Origin of the sequence: Sulfitobacter sp. EhC04 (assembly GCF_001650875.1) — a bacterium.
In the GTDB taxonomy this organism is placed as follows: domain Bacteria; phylum Pseudomonadota; class Alphaproteobacteria; order Rhodobacterales; family Rhodobacteraceae; genus Sulfitobacter.
Genome location: NZ_LXYI01000047.1, coordinates 38,397 through 57,239, shown reverse-complemented (window position 1 = coordinate 57,239; position 18,843 = coordinate 38,397). Strand labels below are relative to the sequence as shown.

Below are 18,843 nucleotides of genomic sequence, written 5' to 3'. Positions count from 1 at the left end.
CAAGAGGCGGGGAGCGTAAAGAAAATACTCATGGCGCTGCGCTATCGCGAAGATGTTTCAATTTTGTGACGCGTCCCACCACCAGACCTCGGGCATATAGTTCGGCCCGTCCCCATACAGCGGAATCTTGTCGGGATATTTCATTTCGGCCCTATGGGCGATCAGCCCCTCGTCGAACTGCCAGAAAGGGATCACGTATCGCCCGGCGGTCAGCAGCCGGTCGAGCGCGCGCACCGCATCGGTGAATTCATCCGCCCCACGCGCGGTCAGCATCGCGTCGATCATCGCGTCGATGGCGGGGCTTTGCACCCCCATCAGGTTGCCCGATCCGGGCTGTGACGCCGCCTCTGACCCCCAGTAGTACCGCTGTTCGGTGCCGGGGCTCAGCGACAAGGCGCGGCGAAAGGTGGTGATGTCGAAATCGAAGGTCTCCAGCCGCTTGGTCATCTGGGCAGTGTCGACGCGATCGACCTCTGCCGTGATCCCAAGCCGCGCAAGCGCCTGCACATAGAGGTCGGCGATCTTTTCCGAACCGCCCACATCCAGCCTGCTGCCCTTTGACAGCAGGATCTGCACAGTCAGCGGCTTGCCTGCCGCGTCGCGCATCACGCCGTCCTGGGCCGTGTATCCCGCCGCCTGCAATTGCTTCATTGCATGGCGGATGCCCGCCCGGTTGCGTGCCGATCCATCCCCGACCGGCAGGGCATAACCCGTCAGCGCGCCCTCGGGCAGGTCGGCGCTGAATGGGGCCAGCAGATCGGCGACCGGGGCCGGGGCGGGACCGGGACGCATCGCCAGATCGGAGTTCGAGAAATAGGAGGTGATCCGCGGCAGCGCGCCGCCGGTCAATGTCTCGCCGATGTATTCAAAGTTGAAGGCCCAGATCATCGCGTCGCGCACCCGCCAGTCGTCAAAGGGCGGTTTGCGCGTGTTCATCACGAATCCGGTCATCCCAGAGGGCTTGGCATGGGGGAAGGTCGATTTGACGACCTCACCGCGCGTCACAGCGGGAAAATCGTATTGGGTGGCCCAGGTCTCTGCGTTGAATTCGCGCACGGCGGAAATCTCGCCTGCCTTGAAGGCTTCAAAGACAACATTGGCATCGCCGTAGAAATCCAGCTTGATCTCGTCGAAATTGTTGGTGCCCCGGCGCACCGGGATGTCCGCCCCCCAGTAATCGGGATTGCGGCGCAGGGTGACATGGCGGCTGGCCTGATAGTCGGTGATCACGTAAGGACCACTGCCCAGCGGCACCTCTTGCAGGGGGGCATTGGCGAAATCCTTGCCCTCCCACTGCGCCTTGCTGAGGATCGGGCGGATGCCTGCCAGCAGCGCCAGCTCGCGGTTGTCGGTGTTGAAGGTGATGCGCAGCGACCGCTGGCCGGTCTGTTCGATCCCTTCGATCTGGTTCCACAACCCCGCGTAGCGCGGATGGCCCCTGGTGCCCAGAAGCTCGAAGGAAAAGATCACATCCTCGACCGTAACCGGGGTGCCGTCAGAGAATCGGGCCTCCTCGCGCAGGGTGAAGGCGACCCAGGACCGGTCCTCCGGCACCTCCACTGATTCGGCTAAAAGACCGTAAAGTGCAAAGGGTTCGTCGAGGGATCGGCCCATCAGCGTCTCATGGGTGAAGAACGGCAATTGCCAGGGGGCAGAGCCCTTGAGCACATATGGATTGAGGCTGTCGAAGCCGCCGGAATTTCCCAGCACGATCCGCCCGCCCTTGGGCGCGTCCGGGTTCACGTAAGGCAGGGACACAAAATCAGGTGGTAGGGCGGGCTCTCCATACATAGATAGCCCGTGCTGCGGTTCCGCGCCCGCCGGAGCGGCACAGAGAATCAGTGAAGAAAACGCCGCAACCGCCCATGCTTTCTGGAAAAAATGAATCACCATTTTCGACACAATCCTGCACTGCCCTTATTTTGTTAGGGCCTTGCATAGCTGGGCTTCGGAGGCACTTCAAACTTTATGCTTGGCCTGAGGCGCGAGATTGCTTATACATAAGGCACTGCTCGATAGGTTTCTTGCCTGTATGAAACCTGCCTCAATAACTTAACGCCAGCTTCGTGCTGGCGTTTTTTTTTGGCTTCGCGGTTTGCAAGGAAAACGGCGGCGGACCCTGTTGCCTGACGGGGAAAAACGCTTTGGTGCAAATACCTTGTTCCTTGTCGCGGGCAAGGCGGGGGTCCGGAGTTTCAGATTTTTCCCTTTCCCGGTAAACGACGTGGAAACATTTATCCGCGCGGTGCGTTCACTTTGCAGATGCAGCACGGCATGATGCGTCGCAGCATCCAACCTCAGGAGATTTCACCATGGCATATACGATCGACTTGTCCGGCAAGACCGCAGTGATCACCGGTTCCAATTCCGGCATCGGGCTGGGCATCGCCTGGGAACTGGCGCGGGCCGGGGCCGACGTCGTTCTCAATTCCTTTACCGACAATGCCGAGGACCACGATCTGGCCAAGCAGATCGCGGATGAGACCGGGGTCACCGCGCGCTACATCAAGGCGGACATGTCAAAGGCCGATCAGTGTCGCCAGCTGATCACCGATGCGGGCCGCTGCGATATTCTGGTCAACAACGCGGGCATTCAGCATGTGGCCCCGATCCCGGATTTCCCGGTCGAGAAATGGGATGCGATCATCGCGATCAACCTCAGCTCTGCCTTTCACACCACAGCCATGGCGCTGCCGATGATGCGCAAGGCGGGCTGGGGAAGGGTGATCAACATCGCGTCGGCCCACGGGCTGACGGCCTCGCCCTTCAAATCCGCTTATGTGGCGGCAAAACACGGCATTGTCGGCCTGACCAAGACCACCGCGCTGGAAACTGCGGAAGACCCGATTACGGCCAATACCATCTGTCCGGGCTATGTGCTGACCGCCTTGGTCGAAGCCCAGATCCCCGACACGATGAAGGAATACGACATGTCCCGCGAGGACGTGATCAAGAACGTGATGCTGCAAAGACAGCCCAGCAAGGAATTCGCAACTGTCGAGCAACTGGGCGGGACGACCACCTTCCTGTGCTCTGACGCGGCTGCGCAGATCACCGGGACAGCGATCAGCGTGGACGGCGGCTGGACCGCGCTTTGATGGCGGCGAAGAAGAAACGGATCAATCTGGCGCTTCAGGGCGGCGGCGCGCATGGCGCCTTCACCTGGGGTGTGCTGGACCGCATCCTGCAAGAGCCGGACATTGAAATCTGCGGCATTTCAGCGGCTTCTGCGGGGGCGTTGAATGGCGCGGCGCTGAAGGCCGGTTTCGCAGCAGGGGGTGCCGAGGGCGCGCGGGAAAACCTGGCCTGGCTGTGGCGGCAGGTGGCCGGTGTGCAGGATCTGCGGATGCAAAGCTGGATGGCCCCTTTCGGGATCGCCGCGGTCAGCCAGGCACTGGAATATTCATGGCCCGTGGCCATCGCGGATGCGGTGTCGAACGTGACATCGCCCTATGCCTATGGCCCGTTTTACCGCAATCCGCTGACCGACATCGTGACAAAGATGGATTACGACAAGGTCTGCAACAGCATCGCACCGCAGCTTTTCATCTGTGCCACGCGGGTCCGGAACGGCAAGATCAGGGTGTTTTCCGGGGACGAGATTGGGCCTGATGCCATCATGGCCTCGGCCTGCCTGCCCACGGTGTTCCAGGCGGTGGAAATGCACGACAAGGAAACCGGCCAGATGGAGGCGTTCTGGGATGGCGGATATACCGGTAACCCGGCGCTTTTCCCATTGTTTGGCAACGGGTTGCCAGACGATGTTGTTGTGATCAATATCAACCCGCTTGAGCGCCACGACCTGCCGCGCACGCCCAAGCAGATCCAGAACCGGATTAATGAAATCAGTTTCAATTCAAGCCTGTTGCGGGAGCTGCGCGCGATTGAATTTGTCCAGCGCCTGCTGGACCGGGGTAAAATACCCGAAGGCACAATGCGCCGGATCAGGGTACATATGGTGGCCGATGACAACCTGATGGAGCAATTGTCGGTGGCCACCAAGCTGGTGCCGCTGCCGTCGGTGATCGCGACCTTGTTTGAGGCAGGTCAAAAGGCTGCGGAAGGGTTCCTTGAACAGCACAAGGAAAAGATCGGTGTGGAAAGCAGCGTCGATCTACCGGAAATGTTTGGATAAAGCGTCCGGCCTTTAGATGAGGGGGACGGAGTTTTTGAAAACTCCGGTCCGTTTTCTTTGAAGAAAACGAAGCCGCAATATAACAGAAGTGTTCTTATAACAGCAGCTTGCTACGCGCTCCTGAAGTAACTCAGTCGCGGGAAACGGGTGTGATGTCCAGCGTCTCGCCCGGTTCGGGCCGATCACTGGGATAGACTAGCCCGGCCGAGATCACCAGTTTCGCGGCATCTTCCACCGACATGTCCAGTTCGATCACATCCTTCTTGGGAAAGAACAGCAGGAAACCCGATGTGGGGTTGGGCGTGGTGGGCAGAAAGACGCTGACCATCTCGTCCGAAGCGTCTGATTTTTCCGCCACTTCGCCCTTGGCCGTGGTCGAGATAAAGCCAAGCGCCCAGATGCCTCTGCGGGGGTATTCGATCAGGCAGGCGGTTTCGAAACTGCGTTCGGACTGGGCAAAGATCGTCTCGGATATCTGTTTGATCCCGGAGTAGATGGTGCGCACCACAGGGGTCCGTTCCACCAGGCTTTCGGCAAATCGAATCAGCGACCGGCCAATGATGCCCTTGGCCATCCAGCCGACGATGATCGTGAACATCAGGAAGATGACCACTCCGAGGCCGCGCACGTTGATCTGCACCGACGGATCGAGGCCAAGGAAATCCTGCAACATCCGGTCGGGGTGATAGGACTGGGGCACCAGCGGCAGGACAAAACCGTCGATCCAGCCGACGACGGACCAGATCAACCAGATGGTCAGGCCGACAGGCGCGATCACCACAAGCCCGGTCAGGAAGGACGCGCGCAGGCGCGCCACCAGGCCGGGGCGGCGGGGTTCGGATGTATCAAGGTCAAAAGGCGTGTTCATGAGCTGTCCCGGCAAGATCGCGATATAGCTAAGGCCTTTGCGTGCTTGCCACAATGGCGCGCGATCCATTTCCGCCTGAATTCAGGCGGTTTGCCCAGCGATTATGCGTCAGCAGTTGCGATCTGAACAGCAATCCGGGCCGCGAGGCGGGCATTGTTGCGCACCAGGGCAATATTTGCGGTCAGCGACCGGCCCTTTGTCAGCTCGAAAATGCGTTGCAGCAGGTAGGGCGTGACGGATTTGCCGCTGATCCCGTGGGCTGCGGCATCGGCCTGCGCCTTGGCGATCACCGGTGCCATTTCCGCCGCCGGGATTTCATCCGCCGCGGGGATCGGGTTGGCCACCAATTGCCCGCCCGGCAGTCCCAGTGCTGCGCGCATCCGGTGGGCCTGAGCGATCTGGGCGGGGTCATCCATGCGCAGCGGTGCCTTGAGCGTCGAGGAGGCCGACCAGAAAGCCGGAAAACTGTCCTGACCAAAGGCGATCACCGGCACGCCCTGGGTTTCCAGCACTTCAAGCGTCTTGGCCACATCCAGAATCGCCTTGGCCCCGGCGGCCACAACCGTCACCGGGGTCTGCGCCAGTTCCATCAGATCGGCCGAGATGTCAAAGCTGTTCTCGGCCCCCTTGTGCACGCCGCCGATGCCGCCGGTGGCAAAGACCGCGATCCCGGCAAGCTGTGCGGCAATCATGGTGGCCGCCACGGTTGTTGCCCCGGTGCCGCCCCGCGCGATGCAGACTGCCAGATCGGCGCGGCTCAGCTTGGCGACATTGCGCGCCTTTGCCAGCGCTTCCAGTTGATCCGGCTCCAGCCCGATGTGCAATTGGCCATCCATGACAGCGATGGTGGCGGGAACAGCGCCTGCCGCGCGAATGTCGTCTTCGACCTGGCGGGCGACCTCAAGGTTCTGGGGGTGCGGCATGCCGTGGGTGATGATGGTGCTTTCCAGCGCCACGATGGGGGTGCCCGCAGTGCGGGCCTGTGCGACTTCGGCGCTGAGGGTCAGGGGCAGGGTCATATGCGGGTCTCTCCGGAAACGTAAAGGGCTGTGGCGTCCAGCGCGCGGTGCAGGGCATCATCGGCGAGGATGCCGCTGCGTTCCGCCGCGATATGGGCGGCCATGAATGTATCGCCCGCGCCGGTGACGCGGGTCACCTGGACGGGCGGCGGGGTCTGGGTCAGCATGCTGTCCTGATCGGCCACAGTGGCGGGTCTGCCGCCATCGGTGACCACCACGCGCGCAGCACCCCGCGCCAGCAGGCTGGTCGCCGCCGCGCGGGAATCGCCAAATTCGCTTTGGCAGAGCAGGCCCGCTTCCTCAAGGTTCACGTAAAGCGTGCCGCGCCCCGCCTGCACAAAGGGGCCAAGGCGCAGGGCCTTGCCGGGCGAGGCAGGGGCGACACGCAGGTCCGCCTGGGTCAGCAGCGGGCTTTGGGCCATCTGGCTGAGCAGGTCGATGGTCAGGTTCCCGTCCAGCGCCACGGCACCGGTAAAGGGCTGCGGCAACCGGCCATCGGACAGGGGCCCAAGGATCTTGTCGCCGGCGGCTTCCAGCGAATGGGCATCCGCGATGGCGGCGATCAGCCCGTTGGCCCCTTCGACCGCCATGTAACGGTCGGTCGGCAGATCGTCAGAGCGATAGATGAAATCGGTGATCAGGCCGCGCACCGCGCAGGCGGCGATCAGTTCGTCGCCTTCCGCATCGCGGCCGACGGCTGACAGCAGGGCGGGGGCCAGGCCAAAGCGCGACAGCGCCATGCCGATGTTCAGCGCCACGCCGCCGGGCAGGCGGGTGATCCGCCCCGGCATGTCGGACCCTTGCCGCATGGATTGATCGGACCGCCCGATGATGTCCCACAGGACAGAGCCGATGCACAGGATATCAGGGGGATGCGATGCCGTCATGGTCACGGTTTACCCGCGCCCGAGGCGGGGGCGCAAGCCATGTCATTGCGGCAGTTCAAATCATTGCGGCACTTCAAAGGTCAGGGCAGCCCAGAGCGTTTCCCAGACCGGCGAGTCATCGGTTTCGCCCGCGTCAGCGGCTTCGCGCAGGGTCACGGCGTCAAACAGGTATTCATGCCCCGGCGCGACGGGGATTTGTGCAAGCCCCTCGGCGTCGGTCCGGTGCAGGGTGATGGTTACGCTGTCGTCCGGGGCGCGGTCGAAAACTTCCACCTGCGCATCTGCGCGCGGCGCGCCGTCATAGGTCAGCCTGACCTGCATCGTTCCATCGAAACCGGGGTCATAGGGGTTGGTCAGCGCGGTGAATTCGGTGGCCAGCCCAACCGTCTGGTCCATGCCCGCCCCGCTGCCCACGGCGATCAGCGCCTTGACATGGCGGGTATAGCGCTCGCGGAGCCTTTCCTTGCTCCATCCCCTTTGCTCGTGGATTGAAACCGCATCCTTGAAATCCTTGTGTTCGGTGAATTTCACGAACTTGTCCCAATCGGTATAGGTCACGAACTGCGGCGTGGTTTCATGCGCCACAACCACCAGCCCATCGTCCACGGGTGCCGCGACATTCAGGGCGGGCCGATCGCCTGCGCGCGGTTTCAGCGTTGTGGCGACACCATCGGCCAGCATGAGATAACGCTGTGTGCTTTTGTCGAAGAATGACAGGGTGTTGCCCACGAATTCCTGTCCATTCTTGAAATCCCCTTTTAGGGTTCCACCATTATCGACTTGATAATCATGCGGTTCGATCCAGAATTCATGGGACAGCGCGGGCGACAATGGCACCGCGGCAAGCGTAACGAGTAAAAAAAGACGGGACAGGGACATGCAAAAAACTCTCACTGGGTTGATTTCAAAGCTGATGTTGGTGGTGCTTTTGTCAAGTGCATTCGCGCTTGGCGGGCAGCGCGCAGGGGCGCATGAGCTGCAACCGACCATTGGTGATTTGAGCGTCGAAAGCGGCACGGTCGAATTGGTGCTGCATATCAATCTTGAGGCATTTCTGGCCGGGATCGACCTGGACGCGGTGGACGATACCAATGATGCCGCCAATGCCGAAGACTATGACGCGCTGCGCGCGCTCTCCAATGAAGAGATCATTGCCCGTGTGCCGGGCCTTCTGGAGCGTTGGAACGCCTTGCCCTTGCTCAGCCTGGATGGCGCGCCGGTGGCCTTGACGACCGCCTCTGTCACCATGCCACAGGACACGGACATCGAACTGGCCCGCATATCCGACTGGACGCTGACCGCGCCGGTCGATCCGCGCGCCCAGGTTGTGCAGGTCACATGGCCCGACGGAGGCGGGGCCATGGTGCTGCGCCAGCAGGGGGTGGATGACCCCTTTACCGGCTATCTTGACGGCGGCGACACCAGCCCGGAAATCACCTTGCAGGGCGGCGCAGAGCAGACCGGCCTCAGCACTTTTGTCGGCTATGTCCCGGTTGGCTTCGACCACATCCTGCCCAAGGGGCTGGACCATATCCTGTTCGTGCTTGGGTTGTTCTTTCTGTCCATCCACCTGCGGCCGCTAGTCTGGCAGGTCTCGGCATTCACGCTGGCGCATACGGTCACGCTGGCGCTGGGGGCGCTGGGGCTGGTCAATGTGCCGGGCGCCATCGTGGAGCCGCTGATCGCGGCCTCGATTGTCTATGTTGCTGTCGAGAATATCTTTTTCCACCGTCTCAGCCGCTGGCGACCGATGGTGATCTTTGGCTTCGGGCTTCTGCACGGTCTTGGCTTTGCTTCCGTCCTGGGCGACTTCGGCCTGCCGCCGGGGCAGTTCCTGCCCGCGCTGATCGGCTTTAACATCGGGGTCGAACTGGGCCAGCTTACCGTGATCGCCATGGCCGCCATCCTGCTGTGGCTGGCCGTCGGGGCGGCGCGAAAGGCGCATCTGGAGGGGCAGGAGGAACTGGTGACCGAATACCCGGTGATGTTCCGCGCGGTCTCCGTGACAGGATCGCTGCTGATCGCGATCATCGGGGTCTATTGGGTGATAGAGCGGGTGTTCCTCTAAGCTCAGCCCCCGCAAGCCGCGTCCACCCTTCCGGGTGGGCGCGCATGTCGCGTCAGCCCATTGCCTTGATCAGCGTGGCAAGGGCGTCGGCAGGATCGTCGGTGGACCAGATCTCATCCCCGATGCCGAAAAAGTCGGTGTAGGGGGCAAGGCTGCGGATCATCTCCGCGTCCAGCGCGCCTTCGGCGACGATGGGCACTTCGATCACTTCGGACCACCACTGGAACAGCTCGGTTTCCGCATGGCTGCCATCGCCCAGGGCAGAGGCCTGCACCGGGCCAAAGCTGACATAATCCGCGCCTGCTTCGCCTGCGGCCATGCCGTCGTGTTTGGAGGGGCCGCAGTAACAGCCGACGATGGCGTCTTCGCCCAACTCCTTGCGCGCATAGCGGACAGACCGCGCGGCATCGGAAAGGTGCACACCATCAAGGCCCAGCCGTTCGACCATCAGCAGATGGTCGGAGATCACCAGTGCCACGTCGCGCGCATGGGTCACTTCGCGCAGCGCATCCGCGGCACGGGCGACGCGGTCTTCGTCCTTGCTGGACAGGGCCAGGCGGACACAGGCAACGGGATGCGCATCAAGAACGGTGCCAAGCAGGGCGGGAAAGCTGCCCAGTTCGATTTCGGGCGGGGTGATCAGATAGATCTGCGGCTGTTCGGGGCTGTCCATGGGCGCGGTCCTTTGCGGTCTTTGGCGGTCTGCGTACCCCAAGCTGCGGAGAAATGAAAACCTTTCTTGCGGGCCTGACGGGCGGGCGGTAAGAGGCGCGCATGTCCCGCCCTGTCACCCCTCCGCAAATCCCGGCCTTTGTGCTTGTGCGCCCGCAGATGGGCGAGAACATCGGCGCGGCGGCCCGCGCGATGTGGAATTTCGGTCTGGACCATATGCGCATCGTGGCCCCGCGCGACGGCTGGCCGAACCCTGCGGCGGTGGCCATGGCATCAGGTGCCGGTCGGTTGCTGGATGCAGCGCGGCTTTGCCCCGATCTGCCGGATGCCCTGGCGGATTGCGATTTTGTGCTGGCGACCACGGCACGGGGCCGCGACATGACCAAACCGGTCTTCGCGCCCGAGGCCGCGATGGCGGAGGCCGCGAAACGCATCGTGCGGGGCGAGAGGGTGGCGGTGCTGTTCGGCCCGGAACGCGCAGGGCTGGAGAATGAAGACGTGGCACGGGCAAATGCCATTGTTTCGGTCCCGGTGAACCCGGCATTTGCTTCGCTTAACCTGGCGCAATGTGTGTTGCTGATGGGCTATGAATGGATGCGGGCCACGGCCTCTGTCACCGAAGTGACGACCGAAATGGCAGGCACCGACTGGGCCAGCGGCCAGGAGATCGAGCATCTGGCGGCGCATTACGAGGAACGGCTGGAGGAAGCGGGGTTCTTTTTCCCTGCGCACAAGGTCGCCTCGATGAAGCTGAACCTGCGCAACATGTGGTCGCGGATGCCGATGACGCGGGCCGATGTGCAGATGATGCACGGGATGATGCGGCAGATGGTGCGCTGGAAGGGTCGGGGCGACTAGGGCCTGTGGACAAATGCTGTCGATCGACGTGCGCCATCCGTGTGAACTGCGCTATCGCTTGAAATCCGCCCCCTTCGAAATGTGCCAAGGCTCTGGATCATGGTGCCTTTGGAAGCCGCCCCATTTGTTCGCAACCAGCGGTGCAGACATGTCTTAAATGACATGTCATCCAAGACCTGTCATTTATGACATGTCTACGGTTTCAAAACCGGGATGGACCCGGCAAAAAAGATGGCATTCGGGCTTGGATGACCGCAGCCCCGACCTGTTTGCAGGCCAGACTGCCCAGACTGAACCGGATAACGCTGCCATTGCTTAGCTGCCAGGACCGTGCCGGGCGGGATTTGCCGCCCCAGTCCTGGCCGATCCCGAACCCATGGGTGCGACACTGCGGACCCGGACCGCAACTTTTGCCCCACTGGACCTCTGCCGCGCCGTGACCTACCAAGGCGGTACTTCAAGACCGAGGCAGGATATGGCTGAAAAACGCAAGTTGTTCGAAGATGTGGCCGAGACCGAAACCACAAGGCCGCAGACCCATGCAGGTGTGATCGACCGGGGCAGGGGCGCTGGCCGCCGTGCGATGCGGGTCTGGCTGATGATCCTCTTTGCACTTGTCTTTGTCATGATCGCAGTGGGCGGCATGACCCGGCTGACGGATTCCGGCCTGTCGATTACAGAATGGCGGCCCGTGACCGGCGCGCTGCCCCCGATGAGTGAGGCGCACTGGCAGTCGGAGTTCGAGAAATACCAGGCCATCGACGAATTTCAGGTGCAGAACGCCTGGATGGAACTGGCTGATTTCAAACGCATCTACTGGTGGGAATGGGGACACCGTCAGCTTGGCCGGGTGATCGGGCTGGTCTGGGCACTGGGCTTTGGCTGGTTCGCGCTGCGCCGCCAGATCCCGGCGGGCTGGCATGGCCGACTGTTGCTTTTGGGTGCGCTTGGCGGCGCACAGGGGGCGATTGGCTGGTGGATGGTGTCATCCGGTGTGACCAGCGGGCAGGGGGTCACGGATGTGGCCAGCTACCGGCTTGCGACGCATCTGGGCCTGGCCTTTGTCATCATGGGGTTCATCACCTGGTACATCCTGATGCTGGGCCGGTCGGAGCGTGACCTGATGCAGGCGCGCCGGGCCAAGGAGGCAAAACAATTCGGGATGGCCACGGGCCTTTTGCACCTCGCTTTCCTGCAAATCCTGCTGGGTGCGCTGGTGGCCGGGATCGACGCGGGCCGCTATTTCATCGACTGGCCGCTGATGCAGGGGCAGTTCTTTCCGCCCGACGCGCTCGACCTGACGCCGGTCTGGCGCAATTTCTTTGAAAACGCCGGGTTGGTGCAATTCATTCACCGCATGACCGGCTATCTGCTGGCCCTCTTCGGGGCTGTCGTCTGGCTGCGCGGACGGCGCTCGGCCCATGCAACCACGCGTTTCGCCTTTAACGCCGTGATGGCCGCACTGGCCTTGCAGATCGTGCTGGGCATTACCACCGTGCTTTATGCGGCTCCCGTCCATATTGCCCTGACACATCAGGCGCTTGCGGTCGTTCTGTGGGTGCTGATCCTGCGCGCCCGCTTCCTGAGCGCCTATCCCGTCGCGACATCCCTGAGAGGAAAATGACCATGACCGCCTATGACGACCTGATGGCGCACCAGCGCGAAACCGAAGCCCTGTCACAGGTGGCGGGCCGGCTGGGGTGGGACCAGGAAACCATGATGCCGCGCGGCGCAGCCCCGCAGCGGGCCGAGGAAATGGCCGCGATGGAATCCGTGCTGCATGCACGCCGCGTCAACCCCCGTGTGGGCGGCTGGCTGGCCGAGATCGAGGAAGATACGCTGGATGACGTAGGCCGTGCCAACCTGCGCCACATCCGCCGCAGCTTTGAGCGCGCCAGCAAGGTGCCCGCGCAATTGGCGGCACGGATCGCCCGCGTCACCTCCGAGGCGCAGGGCATTTGGGCCGAGGCCCGCGCGACGGATGACTTTGCCAGTTTTGCCCCGACCCTGACCGAGGTCATCGCGCTGAAACGCGAAGAGGGGCAGGCGCTGGCGATGGGCGGCGATGTCTATGATGCGATGTTGCAGGATTATGAGCCCGGCACCACAGGCGCGGAAATTGCCGGGATGTTCGGCGCGCTGCGCCCGGAGTTGAGCGAGTTGCGCGCAGCGGTTCGTGCCGCCAAGGCACCGCCGAAGCTGGAGGGCCGCTTTGACGAAGCGGCACAGATGAAGCTGACCCGCCATCTGGCCAAGACTTTCGGCTATGACATGTCCATGGGCCGGGTGGACAAGGCCGTGCATCCGTTTTCCTCGGGGTCCGGCCTGGATGTGCGGATCACCACGCGGACCAACGAGGTCGACCCGTTCAATTGCTTTTATTCCACCATCCACGAGGTTGGCCACGCCGCCTATGAGCAGGGGATCGACAGGGCCTACCTGCTGACCCCGCTGGGCCGGGGTGTGTCGATGGGGGTGCACGAAAGCCAAAGCCGGATCTACGAAAACCAGATCGGGCGCAGCCGCGCCTTTACCGGCTGGCTGTTCGGCGAGATGAAAGAGGCATTTGGCGATTTTGGCATCCCGGATGCCGAAACCTTCTACAGGGTCGTGAACCGGGTTTCTGATGGTTATATCCGCACCGAAGCGGATGAATTGCAGTACAATCTGCATGTGTTGATGCGGTTCGATCTGGAACGCGCACTGGTGGCGCATGACCTGCAGGTTCAGGACCTTGAAGCCGCCTGGAACGATCGGTTCGAAGCCGATTTCGGCTATCCGGTCGATAAGGCTTCGAACGGCGTCTTGCAGGATGTGCATTGGTCCGTGGGCTTGCTGGGCTATTTCCCGACCTATTCGCTGGGCAACGTCTATGCCGGGTGCCTGAACGAAGCGATGCGCGCGGCGTTGCCCGGTCTGGACGATCAGTTGGGACAAGGGGACACCAGCACGGCAACCGGTTGGCTGCGCGAAAACGTCCAGACCCACGGCGGGCTGCTGGAACCGCGCGATGTCATCGCTCAGGCCACAGGAAAAACGCCTTCTGAGTCGCCGCTTCTGGGGTATTTGCGGGGCAAGTTTACGGAAATTTACGATCTCTAGGCCCCAATGAGCATTTTTTCGCCAATGATCTCCTGTTTTTTGTGCGATTTTTTTGTATCAGCAGGTGCAAATTGCCAGGCAATGCGATACATGGCTTTTAGTGACTTTTGATACGTGTCATAAGAATTGTGAACAGAAATACTCTTGGGAGTTTGGTCCAGATGAAGAAGATTTTCGCACTTACCGCAGCTGTAGCAATGTCCGTTGCCGCAGGTGCATCCGCACAGAATACAACTCAGGCAGCAGTTCTGGGTGAAACCGGCAACGCCGCATACCCTCTCCGCGTTCAGGGTGGCAACGGCCAGATCTACAGCTGCAAAGCTGAAATCGAAACAATCGACGGCGTGCGCGCACGTCGCTGCGTCCAGGATGACGATGGTGCGCTTTACGCTGCTGGTGGCGGTCTTGCCGCAGGTGGCGCCGCTGCAGCGGGCGCTCTGTTGCTGGTCGTTCTGGCAGCCAGCGACAGCGGCTCGGGCACAACAACAACTACCACGCCCGTCGCCGACTAATTCATGGCGCTGCCCCATCGGGGCAGGGTTAGAAAATTCACGCCTCCCGGTCGCAAGGCCGGGAGGCGTTTTGCCTTTTGGTTTCTTCTGAGCAGATAGCTTGCAAGTGATCCGCCGCATGGCCGCCGGAGATATGCCTTTTCCAGACCAGCCTTGTCGCCGCACCTATTGGCCGGGGACTGTGTCACCGATTTCCGCCCCACACGAAAAACGGGCCCCCGCAGTTACCTGCGGGGGCCCAACCTTTGGCTGGTTCGGACGGTCTGCAACCGGTTGCAGTTTCGGTTAGCCCTTATTCGGCGGGATCTTCCGTCGTGTCGCTATCGACATCCGCATCGCCCTGATCTGCGATCCAGGCCACGCTGACGACCACTTCGCCCTTGCCGGTGTTGAACACTTTCACACCACCAGCCGAACGGGATCGGAACGAGATGCCATCCACCGGCACCCGGATCGACTGTCCCTTGGAGGTGGCCAGCATGATCTGGTCGTCCATCTCGACCGGGAAGGATGCCACGATCTCGCCGGTCTGCATCCGCTTGTCCCAGGCGGTGACACCCATGCCACCACGCCCGCGCAGCGGATAATCATGGGCCGAGCTGAGCTTGCCCGCGCCGCCGGAGGTGATCGTCAGGATCAGGTTTTCGGCTTCGGACATTTCCACGTAACGCTCCATCGGCAGGATTGCGTTGGCGTTGCCCTCGTCTTCATCCTCGACCTCGGCGTCATCGGCGATGCCAGCCATGGCGCGGCGCATTTTGAGATAGGCTGCCCGTTCGTCCGAGGTCGCCTCGAAGTGGCGGATCACCGACATGGAGACCACGCGGTCATCGCCCGAAAGCCTGATGCCCCGCACACCGGTGGAAGCGCGCGAGTTGAAGACCCGCACGTCATCGGCGCGGAACCGGATCGCCCGGCCCGAATTGGTGGTCAGCATCACGTTGTCGTCGTTTGAGGCGATGCGCGCGTTGATCAGCTTCCAGCCTTCGCTTTCGCCCTCGAACTTCATCGCGATCTTGCCGTTCGATTTCACATTGGTGAAGTCAGACAGCTTGTTCCGACGCACGGTGCCATGGTCGGTGCAAAAGACGACCTGCAGATCGTCCCATTCGTCCTCGTCCCGGTCCACCGGCATGATCGCGGCAATCGACACGCCTGTGGGGATCGGCAGAATATTGACAATCGCCTTGCCCTTGGAGGTGCGGCTGCCCTGGGGCAGGCGCCAGGTCTTGAGCTTGTAGACCATGCCTTCGGTGGTGAAGAACAACAATTGCGTATGGGTGTTGGCGACAAAGAGCGTGGTGACCACGTCGTCCTCTTTCAGCCCGCCACCCGACAGCCCCTTGCCGCCGCGCCGCTGGCTGCGGAAATCGGCCAGCGGGGTCCGCTTAATATAGCCGCCGGAGGTCACGGTCACGACCATGTCCTCGCGGGCGATCAGGTCTTCGTCCTCCATATCGCCGGACCAGTCCACGATCTCGGTGCGGCGCGGGACGGCAAATTGGTCGCGCACTTCGCGCAGCTCATCCGAGATGATGCCCATGATCCGCTCGCGGGAGCCCAGAATCTCCAGGTATTCCTTGATCTTGCCGGCCAGTTCTTCCAACTCGTCGGTGACTTCCTTGACGCCGATCTGGGTCAGACGCTGCAACCGCAGTTCAAGGATGGCGCGCGCCTGTGCTTCTGACAGGTTGTAGGTGCCGTCGTCGTTGGCGGTATGGGTCGGATCGTCGATCAGCGCGATATATTCGAGAATGCTGGCCGCGGGCCAGCGCCGTGTCATCAGCTTTTCACGCGCTTCGGCGGCATCAGCAGAGGCGCGGATGGTGGCGACAATCTCGTCGATATTGGTGACCGCAACGGCCAGACCACACAGGATATGGCTGCGCTCGCGCGCCTTGCGCAGCAGGTAAGCGGTGCGCCGGGCCACGACTTCCTCGCGGAAGTCGATAAAGCTGGTCAGGAACCGCCGCAGGGTCAGCGTTTCTGGCCGGCCACCGTTCAGCGCCAGCATGTTGCAGCCGAAATAGGTTTGCATCGGGGTAAAGCGGAACAGCTGGTTCATGACCACCTCGGCGGTCGCGTCCCGTTTCAACTCGATCACCACCCGCACGCCATTGCGGTCGGATTCGTCCTGCACATGGGCGATGCCGTCGATCTTCTTCTCGCGGGCCTGTTCCGCGATGCGCTCGATCATTGTGGCCTTGTTCACCTGATAGGGGATCTCGTCAATGACAATGGCCCAACGGTCCTTGCGCAGTTCTTCCACCCGCGTTTTTGACCGGATAATGACGCTGCCACGCCCTTCAAGGTAGGCTTTGCGCGCACCGGAGCGGCCCAGCATGATGCCGCCGGTGGGAAAATCGGGGCCGGGGACATAGTCGATCAACTGTTCAGAGGTCAGATCAGGGTCTTCGATCAGCGCCAGGCAGGCGTCGATGACCTCGCCCAGGTTGTGCGGCGGGATATTGGTGGCCATGCCGACGGCAATGCCACCGGCACCATTGACCAGCATGTTCGGAAACCGGGCAGGCAGAACGGAGGGTTCTTTCTGCTTGCCATCGTAGTTATCCTGAAAATCAACCGTATCCTTGTCGATATCCGCCAACAGGAAGGCGGCGGGCTTGTCCATGCGCACTTCGGTATAGCGCATGGCGGCGGCGTTATCGCCGTCCATCGAGCCAAAGTTGCCCTGACCGTCCAGCAGCGGCAGCGACATCGAGAAATCCTGCGCCATCCGCACCAGCGCGTCATAGATCGCGCTGTCGCCGTGCGGGTGGTACTGGCCCATGACGTCGCCCACGGGCCGCGCGGACTTGCGATAGGATTTTTCGTGGGTATTTCCGGTCTCGTGCATGGCAAAAAGGATACGCCTGTGCACGGGTTTCAACCCGTCGCGCAGATCAGGAATTGCGCGGCTGACGATGACCGACATGGCGTAATCCAGATAGGATGTGCGCATCTCATGTTCGATGGTGACCGAAGGGCCATCGAATTCGGGCCGTTCTGGCGGCATTTCGTCTTCGTTTTCAGGGGTTTCCGGCGTGTCGTTCACGTTGGCTGCTCTGCTTCTGATGGCGATCTATATATTGTGAGATTTTATAGCAGAGGGCGCATATCAGGTGCAATGCACGATGCCCCCCGATCACTGGCAGCCAAGGGGATGGAGTGACAACACACTGTTTTTATTGAAAAGTAATTCATCCGTGCGAAGGTGGTGATATAGCAGCAGCAAGGAGAGGTCACAAATGGCCCAGACACCCATCGCAACCGAAACTGAAATGATGCTCAAGGGATATGGTTTGACCACGGCGGAATTCTTTTACCGGATGCCGGATTACACCCATGTTTTGAATTCCTACATCTGGCAGGACTACGACCTGGCACCAGATCATCCGAAACTCTTCAGCTTTGTCGAATTCTGGCAGGAAAAGATCGACGGCCCGCTTCATTCGGTGCGCTTCACCCATCGCAAGCTGATCGGTCCGGGCGAGTGGCGCAATCAGGTGGGGGAATTCATTCTTCATTGACCAGGTCGCGATGTGACGTGGCGTCGGTGCATTTTCCGGCTCACATGCTGTTGTTCCCCGGTTAGGCTGAGGCAAGCCATATGGGAGGAACGGCATGAAACGACTTCTTGTCGACCAGAAGAACATCACGCAAATTCGGCTGGAGGAGGTGGAAAGCCCCCCGTTGCAACCGGGTGAGGCCCGGTTGCGGCTGGAAAGCTTTGCCATCACCGCCAACAACATCACCTATGCCGCCGTCGGGTTTGACATCGGGTATTGGAGGTTCTTTCCCACGGGGGGCGACGGCATGGGTCAGGTCCCGGTCTGGGGCGTCGCAAATGTGGTGGAAAGCCGCAGCGATGCGGTGGAACAGGGAGCGCGGCTTTACGGGTTTTATCCGCTGGCGGAGGAATTGGTGATTGCACCGCAAGATGACGGCCATGGCATGATCCTGGATGCGGTGGCGCATCGGGCCGACCTGCCTGCGGTCTATAACCGCTATGTCCCGGTGCGACAGGGGGCGGTGGAACAGGACCACCTGCGCGCCTTGCTGCAACCGCTTCTGGCGACCTCATACCTGTTGTTTGACTGGCTGATGGACAATGAGTGCTTTGGCGCGCAGCAGATCATCATCGGGTCGGCGTCCTCAAAGACCGGGCTGGGCCTGTGCAAATATCTGGCAGAGCCGGAAGACCGCAGCTACCGCATCGTCGGTCTGACCTCGGAGGGCAACCGCAGCTTTGTCGAAGGGCTGGGGGCCTGCGATCAGGTGGTCAGCTATGGCGAGATCGAAGAAATCGCGCAGGTGCCATCGGTTTATGTGGATATGTCTGGCAATGCCGAGGTCAAGCTGAAGCTGCATGGCCATCTGGCAGAGGTCCTGAAACATTCCGCCGCAGTCGGCACCAGCCATTGGGACCAGTTTCGCCCGCAGAAATCCTTGCCGGGGCCAAAACCGCAGTTCTTTTTCGCGCCTTCCCAGATTGCGAAGCGACGCGAGGAATGGGGGCCGGGCGAGATTGAAAAACGCATCGCGGCGGCCTGGAAACGTATCGCGGCAGAAGCGGGAGCCTGGATGCAGGTCCGGGTCCACGAGGGCATCGAGGCCGCGCCACAGGTCTATGCCGACCTGGCAGAGGGCCGCGCCAACCCGCGTGACGGACATGTCATCGTGATTGGAAACTTGTCTTGAAAAGCGATCTCATTTAGCCGG

At 61.5% G+C, this 18,843-nt stretch carries 16 protein-coding genes; 9 read left to right on the top strand and 7 right to left on the bottom strand.

Going from position 1 to position 18,843, the window contains the following annotated elements; all coding sequences use genetic code 11:
• Nucleotides 1-57: 57 nt before the first annotated feature.
• Complete coding sequence (locus A8B82_RS19055) at nt 58-1,791, bottom strand: extracellular solute-binding protein (RefSeq protein ID WP_067296124.1); 1,734 nt, start codon at nt 1,789-1,791, stop codon at nt 58-60.
• Nucleotides 1,792-2,324: 533 nt separating this feature from the next.
• On the opposite strand from A8B82_RS19055, the gene A8B82_RS19050 reads away from it, so the two are divergent.
• Together A8B82_RS19050 and A8B82_RS19045 are read left to right on the top strand one after the other, a co-directional pair.
• A complete protein-coding gene (locus A8B82_RS19050) occupies nt 2,325-3,098 on the top strand; it encodes a 3-hydroxybutyrate dehydrogenase (RefSeq protein ID WP_201120851.1) in 774 nt (257 codons plus the stop codon).
• Nucleotides 3,098-4,135 (top strand): patatin-like phospholipase family protein, encoded by a 1,038-nt coding sequence (locus A8B82_RS19045; RefSeq protein WP_067296054.1) that lies wholly within the window; start codon nt 3,098-3,100, stop codon nt 4,133-4,135. Before A8B82_RS19050 ends, A8B82_RS19045 begins: the two co-directional genes overlap by 1 nt.
• A 130-nt stretch (nt 4,136-4,265) precedes the next feature.
• Here A8B82_RS19045 and A8B82_RS19040 read toward each other — a convergent pair whose 3' ends face one another.
• The 4 genes from A8B82_RS19040 to A8B82_RS19025 form a co-directional block, all read right to left on the bottom strand.
• Entirely contained in the window at nt 4,266-5,003 is a 738-nt protein-coding gene (locus A8B82_RS19040; protein ID WP_067296051.1) for a DUF502 domain-containing protein, read from the bottom strand.
• Between the two features lie 101 nt (nt 5,004-5,104).
• Nucleotides 5,105-6,022 (bottom strand): pseudouridine-5'-phosphate glycosidase, encoded by a 918-nt coding sequence (locus A8B82_RS19035; RefSeq protein WP_067296049.1) that lies wholly within the window; start codon nt 6,020-6,022, stop codon nt 5,105-5,107.
• Nucleotides 6,019-6,909, bottom strand: a complete 891-nt coding sequence (locus tag A8B82_RS19030) for a PfkB family carbohydrate kinase (RefSeq protein ID WP_067296046.1) — start codon at nt 6,907-6,909, stop codon at nt 6,019-6,021. Before A8B82_RS19030 ends, A8B82_RS19035 begins: the two co-directional genes overlap by 4 nt.
• A gap of 60 nt (nt 6,910-6,969) precedes the next feature.
• Nucleotides 6,970-7,788, bottom strand: a complete 819-nt coding sequence (locus A8B82_RS19025) for a DUF4198 domain-containing protein (RefSeq protein ID WP_067296043.1) — start codon at nt 7,786-7,788, stop codon at nt 6,970-6,972.
• Between A8B82_RS19025 and A8B82_RS19020 the strand changes: the two genes are divergently transcribed.
• Entirely contained in the window at nt 7,787-8,977 is a 1,191-nt protein-coding gene (locus A8B82_RS19020) for a HupE/UreJ family protein (RefSeq protein WP_067296040.1), read from the top strand. The genes A8B82_RS19025 and A8B82_RS19020 overlap by 2 nt on opposite strands.
• Before the next feature lie 52 nt (nt 8,978-9,029).
• On the opposite strand, the gene A8B82_RS19015 is transcribed toward A8B82_RS19020, so the two are convergent.
• Complete coding sequence (locus A8B82_RS19015) at nt 9,030-9,650, bottom strand: thiamine phosphate synthase (protein WP_067296038.1); 621 nt, start codon at nt 9,648-9,650, stop codon at nt 9,030-9,032.
• A 101-nt stretch (nt 9,651-9,751) separates the two neighbouring features.
• On the opposite strand from A8B82_RS19015, the gene A8B82_RS19010 reads away from it, so the two are divergent.
• The 4 genes from A8B82_RS19010 (at nt 9,752) to A8B82_RS18995 (ending at nt 14,121) form a co-directional block, all read left to right on the top strand.
• Nucleotides 9,752-10,507, top strand: a complete 756-nt coding sequence (locus tag A8B82_RS19010; protein WP_067296035.1) for an RNA methyltransferase — start codon at nt 9,752-9,754, stop codon at nt 10,505-10,507.
• Between the two features lie 475 nt (nt 10,508-10,982).
• A complete protein-coding gene (gene ctaA / locus A8B82_RS19005; RefSeq protein ID WP_067296032.1) occupies nt 10,983-12,131 on the top strand; it encodes a heme A synthase in 1,149 nt (382 codons plus the stop codon).
• 2 nt (nt 12,132-12,133) lie between these two features.
• Complete coding sequence (locus tag A8B82_RS19000) at nt 12,134-13,609, top strand: carboxypeptidase M32 (protein WP_067296029.1); 1,476 nt, start codon at nt 12,134-12,136, stop codon at nt 13,607-13,609.
• 161 nt (nt 13,610-13,770) lie between these two features.
• Entirely contained in the window at nt 13,771-14,121 is a 351-nt protein-coding gene (locus A8B82_RS18995) for a hypothetical protein (protein WP_067296027.1), read from the top strand.
• A gap of 292 nt (nt 14,122-14,413) precedes the next feature.
• On the opposite strand, the gene gyrA is transcribed toward A8B82_RS18995, so the two are convergent.
• A complete protein-coding gene (gene gyrA, locus A8B82_RS18990) occupies nt 14,414-17,137 on the bottom strand; it encodes a DNA gyrase subunit A (protein WP_082899381.1) in 2,724 nt (907 codons plus the stop codon).
• Nucleotides 17,138-17,369: 232 nt separating this feature from the next.
• Here gyrA and A8B82_RS18985 point away from each other — a divergent pair, with 232 nt between their 5' ends.
• Together A8B82_RS18985 and A8B82_RS18980 are read left to right on the top strand one after the other, a co-directional pair.
• Nucleotides 17,370-17,651, top strand: coding sequence for an usg protein (locus tag A8B82_RS18985; RefSeq protein WP_067296022.1), 282 nt, complete (start codon nt 17,370-17,372; stop codon nt 17,649-17,651).
• Nucleotides 17,652-17,745: 94 nt separating this feature from the next.
• A complete protein-coding gene (locus A8B82_RS18980) occupies nt 17,746-18,822 on the top strand; it encodes a DUF2855 family protein (protein WP_067296020.1) in 1,077 nt (358 codons plus the stop codon).
• Nucleotides 18,823-18,843 lie beyond the last annotated feature (21 nt).

What these genes read in the sequence shown, in the direction of transcription:
- A8B82_RS19055 (WP_067296124.1), bottom strand. Translation starts at nt 1,791, where the DNA reads ATGTATGGAGAGCCCGCCCTACCACCTGATTTTGTGTCCCTGCCTTAC.
- A8B82_RS19045 (WP_067296054.1), top strand. Translation starts at nt 3,098, where the DNA reads ATGGCGGCGAAGAAGAAACGGATCAATCTGGCGCTTCAGGGCGGCGGC.
- A8B82_RS19040 (WP_067296051.1), bottom strand. Translation starts at nt 5,003, where the DNA reads ATGAACACGCCTTTTGACCTTGATACATCCGAACCCCGCCGCCCCGGC.
- A8B82_RS19035 (WP_067296049.1), bottom strand. Translation starts at nt 6,022, where the DNA reads ATGACCCTGCCCCTGACCCTCAGCGCCGAAGTCGCACAGGCCCGCACT.
- A8B82_RS19030 (WP_067296046.1), bottom strand. Translation starts at nt 6,909, where the DNA reads ATGACGGCATCGCATCCCCCTGATATCCTGTGCATCGGCTCTGTCCTG.
- A8B82_RS19020 (WP_067296040.1), top strand. Translation starts at nt 7,787, where the DNA reads ATGCAAAAAACTCTCACTGGGTTGATTTCAAAGCTGATGTTGGTGGTG.
- A8B82_RS19025 (WP_067296043.1), bottom strand. Translation starts at nt 7,788, where the DNA reads ATGTCCCTGTCCCGTCTTTTTTTACTCGTTACGCTTGCCGCGGTGCCA.
- A8B82_RS19015 (WP_067296038.1), bottom strand. Translation starts at nt 9,650, where the DNA reads ATGGACAGCCCCGAACAGCCGCAGATCTATCTGATCACCCCGCCCGAA.
- A8B82_RS19010 (WP_067296035.1), top strand. Translation starts at nt 9,752, where the DNA reads ATGTCCCGCCCTGTCACCCCTCCGCAAATCCCGGCCTTTGTGCTTGTG.
- ctaA (WP_067296032.1), top strand. Translation starts at nt 10,983, where the DNA reads ATGGCTGAAAAACGCAAGTTGTTCGAAGATGTGGCCGAGACCGAAACC.
- A8B82_RS19000 (WP_067296029.1), top strand. Translation starts at nt 12,134, where the DNA reads ATGACCGCCTATGACGACCTGATGGCGCACCAGCGCGAAACCGAAGCC.
- A8B82_RS18995 (WP_067296027.1), top strand. Translation starts at nt 13,771, where the DNA reads ATGAAGAAGATTTTCGCACTTACCGCAGCTGTAGCAATGTCCGTTGCC.
- gyrA (WP_082899381.1), bottom strand. Translation starts at nt 17,137, where the DNA reads ATGCCGCCAGAACGGCCCGAATTCGATGGCCCTTCGGTCACCATCGAA.
- A8B82_RS18985 (WP_067296022.1), top strand. Translation starts at nt 17,370, where the DNA reads ATGGCCCAGACACCCATCGCAACCGAAACTGAAATGATGCTCAAGGGA.
- A8B82_RS18980 (WP_067296020.1), top strand. Translation starts at nt 17,746, where the DNA reads ATGAAACGACTTCTTGTCGACCAGAAGAACATCACGCAAATTCGGCTG.